Genomic DNA, 20,496 nt, shown 5'->3' on the forward strand with positions numbered 1-20,496 from the left:
TAGAAGAGGACACAATGAACAACTCACTCCCCACAGACTGGGCAGCCTATATCCGCCAGATGGAAGCCGTATTGGCCCTGGAGCTGGATGACGTGCGTCGCCAGGAACTGTTGACCCAGTACAACCGCATCGCGGCGATGGCCGAACCGCTGATGGCTTTGCCGCTCGATCAGCGTCTGGAAATTGCCGGGGTATATCGAGCATGAATCCGTTAAGCGAACTGTCGATCGCCGAGATCCGCGCCGCTCTGAATCAGGGTGCGATTTCTGCCCGTGAGATCGCCCAGCACACGCTGGAACGTCTTGATGCTCTCAATCCTTCGTTGAACGCCTACACCCACATCACCCGCGAACGAATGCTGAGCGAAGCCGATCATATTGATCGCATTCGTGCCAAAGGCCAGGTACTGCCGACTTTGGCAGCCATCCCCTATGCGGTGAAAAACCTGTTCGATGTCACTGGAGAAACCACCTTAGCGGGCGCCAGCCTGTTCAGCGATAACCCGCCCGCAAAACAGGATGCCTGGGTGGTGAGTAAACTGGCAGCACAAGGTGCGCTGCTCTCCGGCATGCTGAATATGGACGCCTATGCCTACGGCTTCACCACCGAAAATAGCCACTACGGCGCGACGCGCAACCCACACGACACCGCACGCATTGCCGGCGGCTCCTCCGGCGGTTCAGCGGCGGCAGTCGCGGCCGGGTTAGTGACATTTTCGCTCGGCAGCGATACCAACGGTTCGATACGTGTGCCCGCCTCGTTGTGCGGTATCTTTGGCCTGAAACCCACTTTCGGTCGCCTGTCGCGGAGTGGCAGCCAACCCTTTATCGCCAGTCTGGATCATGTTGGCCCCTTTGCACGCCGGGTCCGCGATCTGGCAACGGTGTATGACGTCATGCAAGGCACCGACATCGACGATCGCTTCCAGGCGGATAAACCGATCACCCAAACCGAGTCTTTGCTGTCGCGTGGACAACAAGGGCTACGTTGCGCAGTGCTGGCAGGGTATTTCCAGCATTGGTGCGATGACGACGCAAAAGCGGCGGTTCAGCAGGTCGCTCAGGCACTTGAAGCCATCGCCGACGTCGAATTGCCACAGGCTGAACTGGCACGTTCTGCCGCGTTTATACTCACCGCAGCCGAGGGCGGTAATCACTACCTGCCACTGCTGCGTAGCCAACCTGAACGCTTTGAGCCATTGTCGCGTGAGCGCTTGTTGGCCGGCGCTATGCTGCCTGCCGCTTGGTATGTGCAGGCACAACGCTTCCGCTCCCATTTCCAGCAGCAGGTATTGCCCTTGTTTGAACACTGGGACATTTTGATTGCCCCAGCAACCCCGTGCAGCGCCACGCTCATTGGCCAGGAAACCATGCGCATCAACGGAACCGATCTGCCCATTCGTGCCAATATGGGGATGCTGACACAACCTATTTCCTTCCTTGGCTTGCCGGTGGTGACAGTACCGCTGAAAACGGCCTCTGGCCTGCCAATTGGTCTGCAGTTGATCGCCCCGCCGTGGCGGGAGGATCTGGCACTGCGCGCCGCCTACGCGCTGGAACAACGCGGCGTGGCGGCCTGTGTTTTACCGGGCAAACAGGATTAACAGATGAAGAGTGACCATATTGATCGCCCAGCGGTATTGGCAGAGGTGAACGCCGCCTTTTATCGCTATGAGCAGGCGTTGATTAGCAATGATATTGACGTATTGGATGAGCTGTTCTGGCACGATGGACGCACCGTCCGTTATGGCGCGACGGAGAATTTGTACGGCATCGATCAGATCCGTGATTTCCGTCTGCAGCGCCCATCAAAAGGGCTGGATCGCGTGTTGGAAAACACCGTCATCACCACCTACGGTGACGATATGGCGGTAGCCAGCACCGAATTCCGCCGTCCAGGCAGCGAACGCATCGGCCGCCAAATGCAAACCTGGGCCAAACTGCCCTGCGGATGGCGTATTGTAGCAGCGCACGTGAGTGTGATGGCCAGTTAAATCACATCGCCCAAAAATTGGATGATAATTAAGCCCAGCGATCTGGGCTTTTCCTATTCGTGGCTATATACCACAACCCCAGCCCCCCCACATTTTCTATACATTAGCGACCGCGTATAGCACATCTACCAGCTTTACTGCGTCTACATCTTCCCAGCGCCAATAAGATGCTAATTGATGATGTTCTTGGCTGTCAGGTTCGCCCAAAACGCCACGAACTATCGTCTGATGATCTAAGGATGCCGTAACGCGCACACTGTGTGCCATTTGCATAAAGCAGGTTAGTCCTTTTAGATCATCACGCCTGATGTTTTTCTTATGTTGGTGTACGTTCTGTGTTGTAACGGTAATGTGCATTGCTTTTGTTCTCTGATCGTTAGGTTGATGCTTTTCACGAAAATAGCCAATGAATGACAATCAGTAAACAACGATTTTAACTTTAGCCGGAGCTATAAAGCCAATCTTCACAACACTTGCCTTGGCGAACACTCGCACATTTAACATAAGATTAATATAAGAATAATAATAAGTAAACTCTTGTGAAAATTGATAAAAAATCTTATATTTTTCGCAAGGCGATGTTCTTCAAGGACGGGAAAGGTAAGGCGCATGGAGATAGTTTGGTCACGCCGCGCTGAGAAGCAGTTGGATAGCATAGATGCGCGGTATAGGCGAAAAATCGTTGAGAAAGTCGACCAGTTGACAGGGTTTCCCACCGTTAACCTCGATATCAAAAAGATGAAAGATGGCGATAACGAATACAGGATGCGGGTGGGTGATTACCGAGTGTTGTTTGAAGTTATCGATGGGGTGCCAACGGTCATCAAAATACTGATGGTCAAGCGCCGGGCAACAAACACCTACAGCTGAGCAAGTCAGGGGGAAATTCCCCCTCTAACCTTTGAATTAATAAGTATGAAGTATGATTTCTTAAGTTAGATTTATGAACTATCCCTGAAGTCGAGGATCACAATATGTCCGTTCAATTTCTCAAAGATAGCAACGACAACGTTGCTTACGCCGTCATACCGATCGATGACTATAGGCGTCTTATAGCAGCGGCCGGGAATGAGGATGATGATGCGTTTGAAGATGTCCCATACTCAGCAGATAGCAATGACGATGACGTAATTCCACATGCTGTCGTGAGTATCAAGGTCAAAGAAGGCGTGAGCCTGCTGGCTGCATGGCGTATCTATCGCAACTTATCCCAAGCGGATGTTGCCGCAAAGCTGAGTGTAACCCAGGCTTCCGTGTCTCAATTGGAAAGCTCTAAGCGCCCGCAGGCCGCCACACTCGCCAAGCTGGCGGAAATCTACAACTGCACGCCTGCTCAGCTCCGATAAGACTTGTCTAACACCTTCCTGAGTGAGGGTGTTTTTTATGGCGGTATGGATATTGAATTTAGGGAATGGCCGATCGGCTTCGGCGGCAGCGGCTATATCGCGTTGTATCATTTTGATGGTCGCACCGCAGTTCTGCTGACGGTGCGTCACCAAAGTGAAGCCGGTTATTGATGGATTAACTCAACACCAATACGCCATAAAGTTAACGGTGGATCGATCCAAATCGCGCTCACCAATCAGGTAACGGCGTAAAGCCTTCACCGCTGAAGACTCCGCCGCGACCCAGGCATAGAAGCTTTTCGCGCCTTCTGCACGTTCCCACAACAAATCGCCTCCCAGGCTATTTTCCGCCAGCGACTGCGCTTGTTCACGTGCCGACTCAGGAATATTCACCCGCTGGCGCACCGACTCCACCAGCAGCGTACCCTGCACCTGCTGATGCCCGACGTCACGCGGCAACCAGTACACCTCGGCAAAGGGGAAACGGTCCATGTTCAGGCAGTCGCCCGCCACCGGTACCTCGAAGAACGCCTGCACTCGCGGCGGATTGGCCCGTTGCGCCAACTGTTCCAGAATGCCCATCGCCGCCGGCACAGCCGTTTCGTCGGCAATCAGCAGAGCCTGTTGTAACGCACTCGGCGGTGACCATTCGTAGCCACCGCTGTCACCGTCAAAATCAGCATTGGGTGCCACCGTCTGAAGAGTATCTCCCGGTTTGGCCTGCGTCGCCCAGGCAGAGGCTGGCCCATTCACACCATGCAGCACAAATTCGACGTCCATTTGATTTTGTTCGACGCGTAAGGCACGCAGCGTATAGGTGCGCATCACCGGGCGCTGCGCTTTCGGTATCGCCATATAGTCCCGATACCAGTCGTCGCTGTTTTCCAGACGCAAGATCTGCCCCTCCTCCGCCGGGAATAACAGTTTGATGCGCTGATCCGGCGCTTCCAGCTTCATGCGATGGACGTCCGGTCCCTCGAAAACGCAGCGCAGCAAGGAAGGCGATACGTTCTCTTTTACTTTCAGTGTGATATCAAAAATTCTATAGCTTGATACGCCGGACATGTCTTTACTCTCCCGCAGACTTTACGCTGATGCGATGCTGGCGCCACAGCCAGCCGCTGATGCCACCCAGCAGAACCGCCATCGTCAGAGCCGCCGCGATCAGCTGCGACTCACCATAAAACTTTGCTACTACCGGAACCATCAGTGCGCTAAGACCGTAACCCAACGTATGACTGGTCGCGATCGCGCCAGATCCTTTGCCGGTGGATAATTTGTCGTTCAACATCAACTGATAGCCCGGCGTTGCCATCGCTGCACCAAAAGAGGCCAGCGCGCAGCCGGTGTAAAATAGTGCCAAGGGTTGAGCACACATCAAGCCCAATCCCACCACCATCAATACTGCCGCAATCAGCAGTAGCTGCGGTGCGCTAAAGCGTTGTGGACGCACCACCAAGAACTGCGCCAACAACGTACAGGCTGCCGCTACGCTCAGCAATACCGCCACATGATGGCTGACGGTCGTGGCGGAGTGGCTAAACAGACGCGTCAAATGCGGTGCAAGCCCCAATTGCATCAGGCTAACCGACGCGGCCAACAACAACGCGCACAGTAAATAAGGTGCCATATTGAGACGCAGCCGATTTTGCTGATGCGCAACCGGCGGCAACGGAGGATCGTTTTGCTGGCGACACACCACCAGCAAGGCGATTAAGGGGGCAATCGCCATCAGCCACAGCGGCGCCATAGGATGAATCGACAGCGCCAATGCCGCGCACAATGGTCCAAGCAGTCTCCCACAACTCAGGCCAGAACTGATGGTCGCCAGCGCCGACATGCGCTGTTCATAACCTGCACGCTGCAAAGCCCAGGTCTGGCTGGCAGGCACCATGCCGGATACCGTCAGCCCATAGATAATCCGCGCCACGATTAGTCCACCTAGCCCCACCATCGGTGAAAGCCAACCGGCAGACAACCCCCAAACGGCCAATGCCAGTAAAGCGAAACTGAACAAATACCCTGCTAATGCCATGGTTACCACAAACTTGCAGCCCCGTATTTCAGACTGCCGACCCCACCACGGCGAACCAACCAGAAACAGCATTGAGCCGAGCGTCAATAGCCCGGCCCAGACTGAAAGCGACAATTGAGTCATGCTCACCAACACCGGCAATGCCACCAGCAGGCCGTTTTGCCCGATGCCCAACAGCCCGGCACACAGCGCCAAAGGCCAATTGGAAGGAGACGTATTCCCAATTGTCGGTGATTTAGGGGGAGAGTAAATAGGCATCAAACGTAAATTTACCGTTAATAAAATTATAAGGTTATGTTCAATTCATTGAAAAATTGTATCATAGGACGATTGATAACAATAAATATTATTGATATAAGAATCATTCTCAATTGATTCAAACAGTGAAATGGGATCATGACAATCCAGTTTGAAACCGCGACGACCGACGTGGCTGCACAATGTTTTCTCAACGCATTGATGCGTGAAACTCGGGACTGGCAAATCGTTCCGCCAGCCAGCCACCAACAGTATCCACAACTCCACATTCCACTTTCGTCTTCTCAGGCTATTCGCATCGCGTTACGCCATACCTCCCCCACTCAGCATCACCAATATCTGTTCCCGGCACGTCTGCATCAGCAGGACGATGGGGCTGGCGTGGCGCTGAGCATGGAGCAACTGGTCACTCTGTTGCTGGAGAAACCGGCGGTGAAAGGTGAATTGTCGGATGACGTGGTAGCCCGCTTCCGCCAGCGTGTGCTGGAAAGTCATGATAATACCCAACAGGCGATCACTGTTCGCCTGGACTGGCCTGCGCTGCGCGACAAGCCATTGAATTTTGCCCAAGCGGAACAGGGCCTGCTGGTCGGCCACGCCTTCCACCCGGCACCAAAATCCCACGAGCCATTCAATGAGCAGCAGGCGCGCCGCTATCTGCCAGACTTTGGTGCCCGTTTCCCGCTACGTTGGTTTGCTGTCGATAAACGCCACCTGTGCGGTGATAGTCTTAATCTGACACTGCAACAACGCCTGCAGCGTTTTGCTGCCGAAAGTGCCCCGCAGTTGCTGGCGCACTTTACCGATGACGTCTGGTTGTTGCCGATGCATCCGTGGCAAGCCGACCATTTGCTGACGCAAGTCTGGTGCCAGGATCTGGTGGCTCAGGGGCTGCTGCGCGATCTGGGCGAAGCCGGTGAACGCTGGTTACCAACCAGTTCCTCGCGCTCGCTGTACAGCGCCAGCAACCGCGACATGATCAAGTTCTCCCTCAGCGTACGCCTGACCAACTCGGTGCGAACCCTGTCGGTAAAAGAAGTGAAACGCGGCATCCGTTTGGCCCGTTTGGCACAAACGCCACGTTGGCAGCAATTGCAGGCACGTTACCCAACCTTCCGTGTGATGCAGGAAGACGGCTGGGCCGGTCTGCGCTCTGCGGACGGGACGATTCAGGAAGAAAGCCTGATGGCACTGCGCGATAATCTGTTGTTCGACCAACCAAAAAACCAGACCAATGTGCTGGTGACCTTGACCCAAGCGGCACCGGACGGCGGCGACAGCTTGCTGGCTGCGGCAGTGCGCCGTTTAGCCACTCGCCTGAACTTGCCACTGCAGCAGGCTGCCCATACCTGGCTGGATGCTTACTGCCAACACGTCTTACTGCCGCTGTTCAGCACCGAAGCCGATTACGGACTGGTGCTTTTGGCCCACCAGCAAAACATTTTGGTAGAGATGCAGCAGGACCTGCCGATCGGGATGCTGTACCGCGACTGTCAGGGCAGCGGCTTTACCCGCGACGCTGGGCCGTGGTTGGAAGAGATTGGCGAGGCCGATGCGGAAAACCGCTTCAGCGAACAGCAGTTGCTGCGTTACTTCCCTTACTACCTCCTGGTGAACTCCAGCCTGGCGGTCACCGCTGCGCTGGCGGCGGCCGGTTTCGATAGTGAAGAACAGCTGATGGCCCGGGTGCGCGATGCACTGAGCGGCCTGCGGGCCAACGCCAAAAATACCCTGTGCCTTGACTACGTGCTCGACAGCAGCCATTGGAACTGCAAAGGCAATTTCTTCTGTTACCTGCACGACCATAACGAAAATACCATCGTCGATCCGGCGGTGATTTACTTCGACTTCGTCAACCCGCTGCACCTGGGGGCTACCCAATGATGCCGCACGCCAAACTGATGCATGCCGGCAGCGGTTTTCGCTGCGAGCAGTTGGAAAAGGAGCTGCAACTCGGGCTGGGGCTGGACGGCAGTGCCGTGCTGCACTACCCGGGGCCACTGCCGCAGGGCTGGTTAGTGCAGGCGCTGGATCAATTACTGATCGCGGCCCCCCAACTTAGCGGTATTACCCTGCCCTACGCGCAATGGTGCGAAGAACCGCAGGCTCAGGCGCTATTTACCTTGGCAAGCAGTGATTACCTGGATCGCGACACCTTTTATCAACTGCCATTGTGGCTAGGTGCCGAACGCCATGCTGCGTCAGGGAAGATGCAGTATGACGCCGAACGTGCCCTGTGGTTCCCGCAACGCCCGGCACGGCCCAGCGGCGAGGTGTATCGCCGTTACGATCCGCAGTTGAAGAAAACGTTGAGCTTCCGCCTGCCAGAAGTGGAACGCGACGCCGAACAGTTCACCCGCTGGATGAACTCACCTCGCGTCGACGCATTTTGGGAAATGAGCGGCCCACTGGAAACCCAGGCTGCCTACCTGCAGCGTCAACTGGACTCCAGCTACTGTTACCCACTACTGGGTTGCTTTGACGATCGCCCATTCGGCTATTTCGAAGTCTATTGGGCGCCGGAGGACCGTATCGGGCGTCACTACCGCTGGCAGCCGTTCGACCGCGGGCTGCACATGCTGGTCGGTGAAGAAGACTGCCGCGGCGCGCAGTACATCCGCAGTTGGCTACGTGGCCTGACGCATTATCTCTATCTGGACGAGCCACGCACCACAAGGGTCGTTGCGGAGCCACGCGCGGATAACCAGCGCCTGTTCCGTCATCTGCCGGCCGCGGGTTACCACACCGTCAAAGAGTTTGATTTCCCGCATAAGCGTTCACGCTTGATCATAAATCAGCGTGATGAATTCTTTCGGGGGGGTTCAGTATGATCACCACAGATTATGTCGACTGGCAGCGCGTTAACCGCCAAATGATCGCCAAGATCCTTGCCGAGCTGGAATACGAGCGCACGCTGCATGCCAATCAGCACGACGGGCAATGGCACATCACGTTAGGCGACGCCCACTATAGCTTTAGCGCTGAACGCGGTATCTGGGGTTGGTTGCATATCGATCCGGCTACGCTGGTTTGCGATCAAACGCCGTTAGCTGCCGACCAGACGCTGCGTCAGTTAGCGCAGGTGCTAAAAATGGACGATGCGCAGATCGCCGAGCATTTGGAAGATCTGTACGCCACGCTGCGCGGCGATATGCAGTTACTCTCCGCCCGTCATGGCATGAGCGCACAGGATTTGATTGCGCTGGACGCCGATGCGCTGCAATGTCTGCTGGCCGGGCATCCCAAGTTTGTGTTTAACAAAGGTCGCCGCGGCTGGGGGCTGACCGCCTTACAGCAGTATGCGCCCGAGTATCAGGGGCAGTTCCGCCTGCACTGGGTTGCAGCCAAGCGTGGTAGCTTCGTCTGGTGTGCTGATGAAGAGTATCCACTGGAAAATCTGCTTGGCAGTGCGATGGATTACGCTGAACGCCAGCGCTTTGACCGCCGTTGGCGCGAGCTGAGACTGACCCATGATTGGATCCCGGTGCCGCTGCATCCATGGCAGTGGCAGCAAAAGATTGCCCTGCACTTCCTGCCGCAGTTGGCCGAAGGCGAATTGGTGGAGCTGGGTGAATTCGGCGACCGCTATTTGGCACAGCAATCGTTGCGTACCCTGACCAACATCAGCCGCCGCTCCGCATTCGACATTAAGTTGCCGCTGACCATTTACAACACCTCGTGTTATCGCGGGATCCCGGGTAAATACATCAGCGCCGGACCCGCCGCCTCGCGCTGGTTACAGCAGATATTTACCGAAGACAGCACGCTGCAGGGCAGCGGCGCCGAGATCCTTGGCGAACCGGCGGCAGGCTATATGACACACCCAACCTACGCCTCTTTGGCCAAAGCCCCCTATCGGTATCAGGAAATGCTTGGGGTGATCTGGCGTGAGAACCCGTCTTGCTATCTGCAGGAAGGCGAACAAGCCATTTTGATGGCGACGCTGATGGAAACGGACAACCACGGCCAACCACTGATCGCCGCCTATATCGCCCGTTCCGGCCTGAGCGCCGAGGCTTGGTTGCAGCAAATGTTCAGTGTGACGGTGGTGCCTATGTATCACCTGATGTGCCGCTACGGCGTGGCGCTGATCGCCCACGGCCAGAATATCACGCTGGTGATGAAGGACCATGTGCCGCAGCGCGTGCTGTTAAAAGACTTCCAGGGCGATATGCGCCTGGTGGATCAAGACTTCCCTGAAGCGGCATCGCTACCAAACGTCGTGAAGGATGTCACCGTACGTCTGTCTGCCGACTACCTGATCCATGACTTGCAAACCGGGCATTTCGTCACTGTGCTGCGTTTTATTTCGCCGCTGATGCAAGCCTGCGGGATCAGTGAAACCCGTTTCTATCAACTGCTGGCGCAGGTGTTGAACAGCTACATGGCTCAACACCCCGACATGGCAGAACGCTTTGCTCTCTTTGATCTGTTTAAGCCACAAATCATTCGCGTGGTGCTCAACCCGGTGAAACTCACCTATTCAGAACAGGACGGTGGCAGCCGCATGTTGCCAAACTATCTGCAGGATCTGGATAACCCTCTTTACCTGGTCACCAAGGAGTTTGCCCAATGAATCAGCCCCTGGATTTCATCGGCATTGGCATCGGCCCGTTCAACCTCAGCATTGCCGCGCTCGGCAGTGAAATCGCCGGTTTTAACGCTAAGTTCCTCGAGCGTAAACCTCATTTTTCCTGGCATCCCGGCATGATGGTGCCTGATTGCCATATGCAGACCAGTTTCCTGAAAGACCTGGTCAGTGCGGTATCGCCGACCAACCCCTACAGCTTTATTAACTATCTGGTAAAGCGGAAGAAATTTTACCGTTTCCTGACCACCGAGATGCGCACGGTATCGCGTGAAGAGTTCGCCGACTACCTGGACTGGGCCGCCAATGGTTTAAAGTCGCTTGAGTTCAGCCAAGACATTCAAAGCGTGGACTTTGACGACCAGCAGCGCCAATTTGTCGTCACCACCCAACGTGCAACCTATCGGGCACGCCACGTCTGTCTGGGCATCGGCAAACGCATCAGGCTGCCGGACTGTGTCACCGAACAAAACGACCGCTGCTTCCACGCCAGTGAGATGACGTTGCGCAATCCAGACTTGACCGGCAAGCGTGTCACCATCGTCGGCGGTGGCCAGAGCGGTGCGGATCTGTTCCTCAATATTTTTCGCGCCGAGTGGGGCCAGCCAGCCCAGTTGAACTGGATCTCACGCCGCAACAACTATAACGCTTTGGACGAAGCCGCCTTCGCCAACGAGTACTTCACCCCAGACTACGTTGACGGCTTCTACGGCCTAAACGACAGCGCCAAGCAACGCATGCTGACCGAGCAGAAGATGACCTCTGACGGCATCACCAGCGACTCGCTATTAGCGATTTACCGTGCGATGTATCACCAGTTTGAAGTGCTGCGTGAAAAACCTTGGGCACATCTTTTGCCAAGCCGCTCTCTGGCAGCGATACAGGCCGCAGGCAACGGCTGGCAGTTGGTCACGCATCACCATCTCGATCAGGGCCGGGAAACCTTCGATACCGACGTGGTGATCTTCGCCACCGGCTACCAGCAGGATCGCCCTGCGTTCCTTGAACCGCTGGCAAACCGCCTACTGACCACCGCCGATGACCAGTACTCTGTGGCCCCAGACTTCAGCCTGGAGTGGGAAGGCCCCAAGGAAAACTGCCTGTTTGCCGTTAACGCCGGTATGCACAGTCACGGCATCGCCGAACCCCAGCTCAGCCTGATGGCCTGGCGATCGGCTCGTATTCTCAACCGGGCTTTAGGACGCGACCAGTTCGATTTAACGTCCACCCCGGCTGTGATCCAATGGCGCAGTCGGCAGCCGGGCACACCAGCCCGCGCCGATCACGTCATGCTCAATTACACCGAGTTTTAACTCTACCTTATAGCTTTCAAGTTGCAGCCAGGCGACCAGCTCACTCATCCCCAGGCGCTTACTAAAGGTAAGTAACTGGGGTGAGTGAGTGCAGGTAACAACGCAGCAGCTTGAAAGATGACGGGTATACACACCAATACGGGAAACACAGGTCCATAACGATGAAACGCAAACACCTCTGGGTATTAAATCCTTGCCTGCTGGCGATGCTCGCACCCACGGCGGCTTGGGCAGAAGAACAAAAAAACGAAGAGCAAATGGTCGTCTCAGCCAGCCGTTCCCACCGTACGGTGGCAGAAATGGCACAAACCACCTGGGTGATTGAAAGCCAGGAAATTGAGCAGCAGGTTCAGGGTGGCAAAGAGATCAAGGACATGCTGGCACAGTTGATCCCTGGCATGGACGTTAGCGGCCAAGGGCGCACCAACTACGGCATGAACCTGCGCGGTCGTTCAATGATGGTGATGATCGACGGCGTGCGTTTGAACTCTTCACGCAGCGACAGCCGCCAGTTGGATTCGATTGACCCGTTCAATATCGACCACATTGAAGTCATCTCCGGTGCCACCTCGCTCTACGGCGGCGGCAGTACCGGTGGTCTGATCAACATCGTCACTAAAAAAGGCCAGAAAGAGCAGCAGGTCGAGCTGCAAATCGGCGGCAAAACCGGCTTTGGCGGCCATACTGACCACGACGAGAACGTAGCGGCGGCCGTCAGCGGCGGCAATGATAATGCCTCGGGCCGTCTGTCGGTTTCTTATCAGCGCTATGGCGGTTGGTACGATGGTAAGGGCAATGAAGTCCTGATCGACAATACCCAGACTGGCCTGCAGTATTCTGACCGTCTCGACGTGATGGGTACCGGCACCATTAACATCGACGACCACCAGCAGTTGCAGCTGACCACTCAGTATTACAAAAGCCAGTCCGACGGCGACCACGGCCTGTTCCTTGGAGAAAATTTCGCGGCGGTAACCGGCAACGCCAAGGCGTACAACAGCGGTAACCTCAATTCAGATCGTATTCCGGGTACCGAACGTCATCTGATCAACCTGCAATACTCCAATACCGACTTCCTCGGGCAGGATCTGGTTGCGCAGGTCTATTACCGCGATGAGTCACTGACTTTCTACCCGTTCCCGACGCTGGCGGGCAAAGCACCAAACTATTACGTCAGCAGCATTGGGGCTTCACAGCAGAAGACCGACTTTTACGGCGGCAAGTTGACGCTGAACAGTAAGCCAATCGACGACCTGACGTTGACCTACGGCATCGACGCCGAGCATGAGACGTTCAACTCCAACCAGCAGTTCTTCAATCTGGCAAAAGCGCAGCAGTCCGGCGGTATGGATCTGCAAAATGCTTATAACACCGGGCGTTATCCTGGCTACAGCACCACCAACCTGGCTTCATTCCTGCAAGCCAGCTACGACATCAACCCAATCTTTACGCTGAGCGGCGGCGTCCGTTATCAGTACACCGAAAACAAGATTGATGACTTTGTCGGTTATAGCCAACAGCAGGCCATCGCCACCGGCGGTGCGACCTCCGCGGACGCGATCCCTGGAGGGAAAACTGACTATAACAACGCCCTGTTCAACGCCGGCCTGTTGGCACATCTCACCGAACGCCAACAAACCTGGGTCAACTTCTCACAGGGTTACGAGATCCCGGATCCGGGCAAATATTACGGCAACGGCACTTATTCACTGAACAACGGCCACTATCAGTTGAACAAAAGCGTCAACGTGGGTGATTCCAAGCTGGAAGGCATCAAGGTTAACTCCTATGAGCTTGGCTGGCGCTATACCGGTGATAACCTGCGCACGCAGATCGCCGGCTACTATTCCCTGTCCGATAAGAGCATTTCGATCAACAAGACCGACATGACGATTAACGTCAACTCGGACAAACGCCGCATCTACGGGGTGGAAGGCGCCGTCGATTACTTCTTCGAAGACAGCGACTGGAGTGCCGGTACCAACTTCAACGTCATTCGCTCTGAGACCAAGGTCAACGGCGAATGGAAAAAGTTGGTGGTGGATACCGCCAGCCCATCGAAAGTGACCGCCTATGTCGGCTGGGCGCCGGGCGATTGGAACCTGCGTCTGCAATCACAACAGACCTTTGACGTGTCGGATGACGGCGATTACACCAAAGCCGGCTCCACCCAGGGCCGCAAAATTGATGGCTACAACACCATCGACTTCCTCGGTAGCTATGCCCTGCCGGTGGGTAAACTCAGTTTCAGCGTAGAGAACCTGCTGGACAGGGAGTACACCACGGTATGGGGCCAACGTGCACCTATCCTTTATAGCCCAACCTACGGCTCACCAGAGCTGTACAGCTATAAAGGCCGCGGCCGCACCTTTGGTCTGAACTACTCCGTCCTGTTCTGATTTCTGCCCGAGCGCAATCCTGCGCTCAAACAAAACGAAAAGGGCCGTATCGGCCCTTTTTTACTTCTTGAACGGATGCTGTGCCAGCCAGTGGTCGGCAATATCCTGGCGCCGGCATACCCAGACGCGATCATATTGCTCGATATAATCCAGGAATCGCTGCAACGCACGAAACTTGCCCGGACGCCCCAATAAACGGCAATGCATGCCGATCGACAGCATTTTCGGTGACTCAGCCCCTTCGGCATACAGCACGTCAAAGCTGTCTTTCAGGTAGGTGAAGAACTGCTCGCCGGTGTTAAACCCTTGCGGTGAGGCAAAGCGCATGTCATTCGCCTCCAGGGTATAGGGCACGATCAAATGCGGTTTTCTCTCTCCGTTGGCACACTGTACCTCGGTCCAAAACGGCAAATCGTCGCCGTAATAGTCGCTGTCGTACATCAGACCACCTTGTTCCACCACCAGCCGCCGGGTATTTGGGCTATCGCGGCCGGTATACCAGCCGAGCGGAGCCTTGCCAAACAGGTCGCGCAATACCCTGATGGCCTGTTGCATATGCTGCCGTTCGGTAACTTCGTCCATATTCTGGTAATGGATCCAGCGCCAGCCGTGGCTGACGACGTCGTAATTGGCGTTTTTGATCGCTTCAACCACCAATGGGTTGCGCGCCAGCGCCATCGCCACACCAAATACCGTCAATGGCAGGCCGCGGCGCTGAAACTCATTATAAATACGCCAGAATCCCGCGCGTGAACCATATTCGTACAGCGAATCCATCGACATATGCCGCTCGGGATAACTGGCGGCACCGATGATATCGGAGAGAAATTGTTCAGAGCCGGCGTCGCCGTGCAGCACGTTGTTTTCGGCACCTTCCTCGTAGTTGAGGACAAACTGCACTGCAATGCGTGCCTGCCCAGGCCAACGCGCATGGGGCGGTTGCCCACCGTAACCGATCAAATCACGGGGGTAATCTTTATTGAACTGGTGTTCACTCATCGCCGTTTCCCTATGCTGATTACCCGTTAAAATTGCTAAACATGCCGGACAAAGATTTTGCCGGTGGGAAATCCAGATCGCCGTGTTTACTGGTGCTTAGACCGAGTGCATTCAACGACTCGATCATCTTCACCGCGGCGCTGACGCCGTCGATCACCGGGATCCCCAACTCCAGCGTCAGTTCTCGCGCTAAATCGGCCATACCACCGCAGCCGAGAACAATCGCCCCGCTGCCGTCCTGCTGTTTTGTTCGGATGCAATGTTCACGCACTTTCTGCTGGGCCAGACCGCTGCCATCTTCCAGTGCGAGCACCGGTAGATCAATGGCATGCAGTGCAGCGCAGTGCCGTTCAAAGCCATATTGATGTAGCAGATGCCGTGCAATGACCAGCGTGCGTGGCAGCGTGGTGACGATAGAGAAACGCGTCGCCACCAGCGTCGCCATATGCATTGCTGCTTCAGCGATGCCAATCACTGGCGCACTGGCCAATTCACGCGCCGCCAGCAGGCCCGGATCGCCGAAGCAGGCGATAACATGCCCGCTCACACCCGCTTCTCGGCCCAGCCTCACCTGCTGCAATACGCCGATGGCGGCGATAGCTTCGTCAAAATGGCCTTCTATCGACGGGGCCCCAGCTTGCGGACAGACTGCTTGAATCTCGGTACCCGGCGCCGCTGCCGCTCGGGCAGCAGCGGCTATGGTTTCGGTCATCGCCAGACTGGTATTCGGATTAATGACCTGAATGATGCAGCGAACGGTCATCGCGCCTCCCGTGATGCGGTTGCAGCAAAAATATGGGCGAAATCCGGCACCTCATGGGTGCCTTGATCAAAGCGTAAATTAGCCACGATATCGTCAAAATGACGGGACAGATGATCCACCAACGCTGCGCTGTCCTTCGCACGCAACAACGCCAATAGATCGCTGTGATCATGGCAACGACAGCCTTGCTGCCACGGAGAGCCGTAAACAGCGATCACCAAGGATGAGCGCAGTGTGAGCAGCGAAACCATCTCCGTTAGCACCTGATTGCCGGCAATGGCCTGCAGCTGCACGTGAAACGACGCCGACAGGCGAATCGCCGCCGCCCCGTCCTGATCGCGGTGCGCCTGCTGTTCCTGTGCCACGATCTCTTCCATCGCCAACACATGAGCTTCACCGCAGTGCGCAATCACCTGCGGCAGGTTGGCACACTCCAACATTTTTCGCGTTTGGAAAACGTGAGCGGCTTCGTCCTGCCCCGGCGTTGCCACCTGTGCACCACGTTTGGGCAGTTGGGTAACCAGTTGCACTGCGGCAAGGCGCTGTAATACCCGCCGAATGCCGGTCCGGCTGACACCAAAGGTTTCTGCCAGCGCCTCTTCCGGCAGTTTACTGCCGGGCAGCAACCGGTGTTCGACGATGGCTTTCACCAGCGAGTTATAAATATGATCGTCTTTATCTTCAATGAAATACGTGGCCTGTTGCCCGTGCCACACGGCGCTGGCGTCCTTCGTCATACCGATCATTTTTCTGCCCCTCGTCCCCTTCGATAGTCAAATCGTATACAAAAAACAGATATTTTGTATACAAGAAAGCACAGTTTGGCCTGGATCCTGCAAAAGCCCTCTCAGCACGCTTTACCAAAAACAGATAACGACATCCGGGTGACGTTCTTGAGAGGAGCACGATTTATGCCAAACCCTAATGAAAACTACAGTCCCAAGCTGTGCAACGATGACCTGGCACCCACGCGTGACCAGAACTGGAGCTGGTACAACATCTTTTCTTTCTGGATGTCGGATGTACACAGTATGGGCGGCTATGTGGTGGCAGCCAGCTTCTTTGCTCTGGGTCTGTCGAGCTGGCAGGTATTGATTTGCCTGTTGGCGGGAATTTGCATCGTACAGTTTTGCGCTAATCTGGTGGCCAAACCCAGCCAACTTGGCGGCGTGCCTTACGCCGTATTAAGCCGTCAGGCGTTTGGCGTGTTTGGCGCCAATATTCCCGCGGTAATCCGCGGCATGATTGCCTTCGCCTGGTATGGCATCCAAACCTACCTGGCGTCCAACGCGCTGATGCTGACGCTGCTTAAATTCTTCCCGTCGCTGGAGCCAATGACTCTGCCGCATTTTCTTGGGCTATCGCAACTTGGATGGTTTTGTTACATCACCATGTGGCTATTGCAGGCAATGGTGTTTTGGCATGGCATGCAGGCCATTAAGCGCTTTATCGATATCGCCGGGCCGGCCGTTTATGTGGTGATGTTCGCGCTGGCGGGCTGGATTATTTACCGCGTTGGTTTTTCCAACCTTTCCCTCACGCTAACAAGTAAAAGCCTGAGTGCCGGCGAACAAGGCTGGCTAATGCTGACGGCTACTGCGCTGGTGGTATCGTATTTTTCCGGTCCACTGCTTAACTTTGGCGATTTTACCCGCTACGGCAAAAGCTTTGCCGAGGTGCAACGCGGTAACCGTTGGGGGCTGCCGTTCAACTATCTGTTATTTTCGCTGGTGACGGTGGTGATTGTTTCCGGCACCTTGCCGCTGTTCGGGCAGCTCATCACCGATCCCATCGAAACGGTCACCCGCCTCGACAGTGATATTGCCGTCGCCCTTGGGTTGCTGACCATGATAGTGGCCACTATTGGCATTAATATTGTGGCCAACTTTGTGTCACCGGCGTTTGATTTCTCTAACTGCTCACCGCAGAAGATCAGCTTCCGTACTGGCGGGATGATTGCCGCTGTCGGTTCATTCCTGCTCACGCCGTGGAATTTGTTCCAGTCGCCCGAGTTGATTCATTACACGCTGGATGTTCTGGCGGCCTTTATCGGCCCGTTGTTCGGTATTTTGTTGGTGGATTTTTACATCATCAAGCGGGGGGAATTGCATGTCGATGACTTGTATAACGCCACACCGACGGGCCGCTACTGGTACAAAAATGGGTTCAATCCAAATGCTATCTGGGCGCTGGTACCCGCAGTGATAATTGGACTGGCGATCAGCTTCACACCGGGTTTGCATGAGGTGGCAAACTTCAGTTGGTTTATTGGTGCTGCATTGGGTGGGGGATGTTATCGAATCATTGCCCGCCGCGAATGGGCGGCCAATCAGGCGGTCACCTTTGCCAAAGCCGAATTGAGCAAAGAGTAAAAACAACGAAGCCCTGAGTTATTGCTAACTCAGGGCTTCTGAATGTTGGCGGAACGGACGGGGCTCGAACCCGCGACCCCCTGCGTGACAGGCAGGTATTCTAACCAACTGAACTACCGCTCCGCGCCGTTCTTCTCTTTCGAGAGGAACGAGGCGCATATTACGGTTGAGTCAGTATTGCGTCAATGCCTTTTTCTTACCAAATGAACCGTTTGCGCAGTTTTTCAGCTAACACGACGCAAAGGCTACTCAACCGCCTTTTTATACGCAAAAAACAGCGTTACTCCACGTCAGTACGCCACAGACAACTGCCACCTTTTTTCGCCACCAGATCCAGGCGAGCTTCGTGTGCGGCTACTTCTGCCTCGCTGGCGTAAACCACTTTCATCGTTGTCGCCGGGCGAACAATACGCTGAATGTCCTGCGTTGAGTTGTTATTCTGGGTATCACCTTCCATCTGGAACGCGATCGACGTCTGACCACCGGTCATCGCCAGATACACTTCCGCCAGGATCTCGGCATCGAGCAATGCGCCGTGCAACGTACGCTTGCTGTTGTCTATCTCATAACGGCTGCATAAGGCATCGAGGTTATTGCGTTTGCCCGGAAACAGACGACGCGCCATTAACAGGCTGTCGGTGATGGTGCAGAAGGTATCGGTCTTCGGAATGCCCTGCTGCAACATGCGGAATTCGTGATCCATAAAGCCGATGTCGAACGCTGCGTTATGGATGACTAACTCACCGCCACGGATAAAGTCGATAAACTCATCGGCAATTTGGTCAAACGTCGGTTTATCTGCCAAGAATTCATCGCTGATACCATGAACGCCATAGGCTTCAGGATCGACCAAGCGATCAGGCTTGATATAAACATGGTAGTGACGGCCCGTCGGGCGACGGTTAATCACCTCAACGGCACCAATTTCAATGATGCGGTGGCCTTCGTAATGCACCCCGAGTTTGTTCATACCGGTGGTTTCGGTATCGAGGACAATCTGTCTGGTGGTTGTAGAGATCATATTGCAGTGCTCACAGCGCTCGTTTATGTCAGACTTGGCTTTTATAAAACTGATAGGAAGAGTCTACCAGAGATGCTCAAACAGGTAGAAATTTTCACCGACGGCTCCTGCCTTGGCAATCCGGGTCCCGGTGGTTATGGCGCAATATTGCGTTATAAACAAACTGAGAAAACCTTTAGCGCGGGCTTCCGCCTGACCACCAACAACCGTATGGAGATGATGGCGGCCATTGTCGCACTGGAAGCTCTGACAACGCCTTGTGAAGTGATCCTCAGTACCGACAGCCAATATGTGCGCCAGGGCATCACCAGTTGGATCCACAACTGGAAAAAACGCGGCTGGAAAACTGCCGACAAAAAACCGGTTAAGAATGTCGATCTGTGGCAACGGCTGGATTTGGCTATTCAGCGCCACAGCGTCAAATGGGAGTGGGTTAAAGGCCACGCCGGCCACCCGGAAAACGAACGTTGTGACGTGCTGGCACGTGATGCGGCAGGTAACCCAACCCAAGATGACGTGGGTTACAAGCCGGAAAACTAAGGCAGCTTGCGATAACTCTTGGTCGCGCCAACCGCGCGGCTGAGAGAAGGCTTTCTCGCCCCGAGCTTCATCGGCGTTGGCGTCAACGGCAAAGTGCGTTTACGCGCAACGATCACGCTCATGCACCCCAGCGCCGGTAAATGTGTACACAGAAACTTCCCGCCTTTGCGCTGCCACGGCAGCACATGAAAACGCGACTGATATAACACTTCATAATTCAACAGGCTCAGCCAGTCCAGCAAGCGCATCTGGGTGAACATCCGGCTGACATAGGGCTGACGACGACGCAATCCAGGCACCAGCTTGCCTAAGCCCAGCAAACTGAACGGGTTGAAACTGCTGATCACCAGCCAACCGTCATCAATCAACACGCGATCGACTTCACGCAGCATACGGTGCGGATCGTCAGCATAAGACAACGTATGCGCCAATAAGCAGGCATCCACGGATTTAGCGGCAAAGGGCAACTGGTAGGCGTCCGCGATCACCTGCAGGTTTTCACCTTCCAGACTCACATTCACCTGATGCGAAATAGCGCACTTGTCGGTGGCCAGGCTAGCGCTGAGATTACCGAGCTTAAGCAGATGGAAACCAAACAGCTTCGGCCACCAGGGTTGCAACTGTCGCTCTAGCGCCTCACGATAGTATTCCCCCCACGGCAACTCTGCCCAAGACTGTGGGCCGGTAAGCTTTTGTAGAGTATGGGCTGGTTTCATGATTTAGTGTCTTCTCTACCCAATGGATTCAAATTGCAGCCAGGCGGCTAACTTGTGCGTCCTCAAGCGCGAATGCCCGTCAGTCACTGGGGGAGCGCGTGCAGCAACAAATAACGCTGCGTTTTGAAAGACGACGGGTAAATCAAGCCGTTA

Annotated in this window: 20 protein-coding genes and 1 tRNA gene; 13 read left to right on the top strand and 8 right to left on the bottom strand. The window is 55.1% G+C overall.

Annotated elements, in window-relative coordinates; translation table 11 throughout:
• The first annotated feature begins 14 nt into the window (after window positions 1-14).
• From hpxX to ACI2J2_RS13510, 6 genes are all read left to right on the top strand, one after another.
• Window positions 15-206, top strand: coding sequence for an oxalurate catabolism protein HpxX (gene hpxX, locus ACI2J2_RS13485; protein ID WP_209636814.1), 192 nt, complete (start codon window positions 15-17; stop codon window positions 204-206).
• On the top strand, window positions 203-1,603 hold the full coding sequence (locus ACI2J2_RS13490; protein ID WP_404760235.1) for an AtzE family amidohydrolase: 1,401 nt from the start codon (window positions 203-205) through the stop codon (window positions 1,601-1,603). The genes hpxX and ACI2J2_RS13490 overlap by 4 nt, the downstream gene beginning before the upstream one ends.
• A 3-nt stretch (window positions 1,604-1,606) precedes the next feature.
• Window positions 1,607-1,993: an oxalurate catabolism protein HpxZ gene (gene hpxZ / locus ACI2J2_RS13495; RefSeq protein WP_265554807.1), complete on the top strand. Its 387-nt coding sequence runs from the start codon at window positions 1,607-1,609 to the stop codon at window positions 1,991-1,993.
• Window positions 1,994-2,602: 609 nt separating this feature from the next.
• Complete coding sequence (locus ACI2J2_RS13500; RefSeq protein ID WP_404760236.1) at window positions 2,603-2,863, top strand: type II toxin-antitoxin system RelE/ParE family toxin; 261 nt, start codon at window positions 2,603-2,605, stop codon at window positions 2,861-2,863.
• A 104-nt stretch (window positions 2,864-2,967) separates the two neighbouring features.
• Complete coding sequence (locus tag ACI2J2_RS13505) at window positions 2,968-3,339, top strand: helix-turn-helix domain-containing protein (RefSeq protein WP_404760237.1); 372 nt, start codon at window positions 2,968-2,970, stop codon at window positions 3,337-3,339.
• 3 nt (window positions 3,340-3,342) lie between these two features.
• On the top strand, window positions 3,343-3,510 hold the full coding sequence (locus ACI2J2_RS13510) for a hypothetical protein (protein WP_404760238.1): 168 nt from the start codon (window positions 3,343-3,345) through the stop codon (window positions 3,508-3,510).
• A gap of 9 nt (window positions 3,511-3,519) precedes the next feature.
• On the opposite strand, the gene ACI2J2_RS13515 is transcribed toward ACI2J2_RS13510, so the two are convergent.
• Window positions 3,520-4,404, bottom strand: coding sequence for a siderophore-interacting protein (locus ACI2J2_RS13515; RefSeq protein WP_265554811.1), 885 nt, complete (start codon window positions 4,402-4,404; stop codon window positions 3,520-3,522).
• A gap of 4 nt (window positions 4,405-4,408) precedes the next feature.
• Complete coding sequence (locus tag ACI2J2_RS13520; RefSeq protein WP_209636832.1) at window positions 4,409-5,632, bottom strand: MFS transporter; 1,224 nt, start codon at window positions 5,630-5,632, stop codon at window positions 4,409-4,411.
• Between the two features lie 138 nt (window positions 5,633-5,770).
• Between ACI2J2_RS13520 and ACI2J2_RS13525 the strand changes: the two genes are divergently transcribed.
• The 5 genes from ACI2J2_RS13525 to ACI2J2_RS13545 all read left to right on the top strand — a co-directional run bounded on the left by ACI2J2_RS13525 (window position 5,771) and on the right by ACI2J2_RS13545 (window position 13,932).
• Complete coding sequence (locus ACI2J2_RS13525; RefSeq protein WP_404760239.1) at window positions 5,771-7,516, top strand: IucA/IucC family protein; 1,746 nt, start codon at window positions 5,771-5,773, stop codon at window positions 7,514-7,516.
• Entirely contained in the window at window positions 7,513-8,463 is a 951-nt protein-coding gene (locus ACI2J2_RS13530; protein WP_404760240.1) for a GNAT family N-acetyltransferase, read from the top strand. The genes ACI2J2_RS13525 and ACI2J2_RS13530 overlap by 4 nt, the downstream gene beginning before the upstream one ends.
• Window positions 8,460-10,208 carry an aerobactin synthase IucC gene (iucC, locus tag ACI2J2_RS13535; protein ID WP_404760241.1) on the top strand — a complete coding sequence of 583 codons (1,749 nt, stop codon included), beginning with the start codon at window positions 8,460-8,462 and terminating at the stop codon, window positions 10,206-10,208. The genes ACI2J2_RS13530 and iucC overlap by 4 nt, the downstream gene beginning before the upstream one ends.
• On the top strand, window positions 10,205-11,533 hold the full coding sequence (locus ACI2J2_RS13540) for a lysine N(6)-hydroxylase/L-ornithine N(5)-oxygenase family protein (RefSeq protein ID WP_404760242.1): 1,329 nt from the start codon (window positions 10,205-10,207) through the stop codon (window positions 11,531-11,533). Before iucC ends, ACI2J2_RS13540 begins: the two co-directional genes overlap by 4 nt.
• Before the next feature lie 161 nt (window positions 11,534-11,694).
• Window positions 11,695-13,932, top strand: a complete 2,238-nt coding sequence (locus ACI2J2_RS13545; protein ID WP_404760243.1) for a TonB-dependent siderophore receptor — start codon at window positions 11,695-11,697, stop codon at window positions 13,930-13,932.
• Between the two features lie 60 nt (window positions 13,933-13,992).
• On the opposite strand, the gene puuE is transcribed toward ACI2J2_RS13545, so the two are convergent.
• From puuE to ACI2J2_RS13560, 3 genes are read right to left on the bottom strand one after another with little or no spacing between them, the layout of a single operon-like run.
• The gene (gene puuE, locus ACI2J2_RS13550) at window positions 13,993-14,931 is read right to left on the bottom strand and encodes an allantoinase PuuE (protein ID WP_404760244.1); all 939 of its coding nucleotides are present in this window, start codon (window positions 14,929-14,931) and stop codon (window positions 13,993-13,995) included.
• A 19-nt stretch (window positions 14,932-14,950) separates the two neighbouring features.
• Window positions 14,951-15,694 carry an allantoin racemase gene (hpxA, locus tag ACI2J2_RS13555; RefSeq protein ID WP_404760245.1) on the bottom strand — a complete coding sequence of 248 codons (744 nt, stop codon included), beginning with the start codon at window positions 15,692-15,694 and terminating at the stop codon, window positions 14,951-14,953.
• The gene (locus ACI2J2_RS13560; protein WP_404760246.1) at window positions 15,691-16,440 is read right to left on the bottom strand and encodes a GntR family transcriptional regulator; all 750 of its coding nucleotides are present in this window, start codon (window positions 16,438-16,440) and stop codon (window positions 15,691-15,693) included. The genes hpxA and ACI2J2_RS13560 overlap by 4 nt, the downstream gene beginning before the upstream one ends.
• A 165-nt stretch (window positions 16,441-16,605) precedes the next feature.
• On the opposite strand from ACI2J2_RS13560, the gene ACI2J2_RS13565 reads away from it, so the two are divergent.
• The gene (locus ACI2J2_RS13565) at window positions 16,606-18,066 is read left to right on the top strand and encodes an NCS1 family nucleobase:cation symporter-1 (RefSeq protein WP_404760247.1); all 1,461 of its coding nucleotides are present in this window, start codon (window positions 16,606-16,608) and stop codon (window positions 18,064-18,066) included.
• A 46-nt stretch (window positions 18,067-18,112) separates the two neighbouring features.
• On the opposite strand, the gene ACI2J2_RS13570 is transcribed toward ACI2J2_RS13565, so the two are convergent.
• Window positions 18,113-18,189: transfer RNA gene (locus tag ACI2J2_RS13570), tRNA-Asp, on the bottom strand.
• A 157-nt stretch (window positions 18,190-18,346) separates the two neighbouring features.
• On the bottom strand, window positions 18,347-19,087 hold the full coding sequence (gene dnaQ / locus ACI2J2_RS13575) for a DNA polymerase III subunit epsilon (RefSeq protein ID WP_209636851.1): 741 nt from the start codon (window positions 19,085-19,087) through the stop codon (window positions 18,347-18,349).
• A gap of 72 nt (window positions 19,088-19,159) precedes the next feature.
• Between dnaQ and rnhA the strand changes: the two genes are divergently transcribed.
• Complete coding sequence (rnhA, locus tag ACI2J2_RS13580) at window positions 19,160-19,627, top strand: ribonuclease HI (protein ID WP_209636853.1); 468 nt, start codon at window positions 19,160-19,162, stop codon at window positions 19,625-19,627.
• Here rnhA and ACI2J2_RS13585 read toward each other — a convergent pair.
• Entirely contained in the window at window positions 19,624-20,343 is a 720-nt protein-coding gene (locus ACI2J2_RS13585; protein ID WP_265554833.1) for a class I SAM-dependent methyltransferase, read from the bottom strand. The two genes, rnhA and ACI2J2_RS13585, sit on opposite strands and share 4 nt — an antisense overlap.
• Between the last annotated feature and the right edge of the window lie 153 nt (window positions 20,344-20,496).

Origin of the sequence: Serratia sp. NPDC087055 (assembly GCF_044900985.1) — a bacterium.
Classification (GTDB): Bacteria; Pseudomonadota; Gammaproteobacteria; order Enterobacterales; family Enterobacteriaceae; genus Serratia.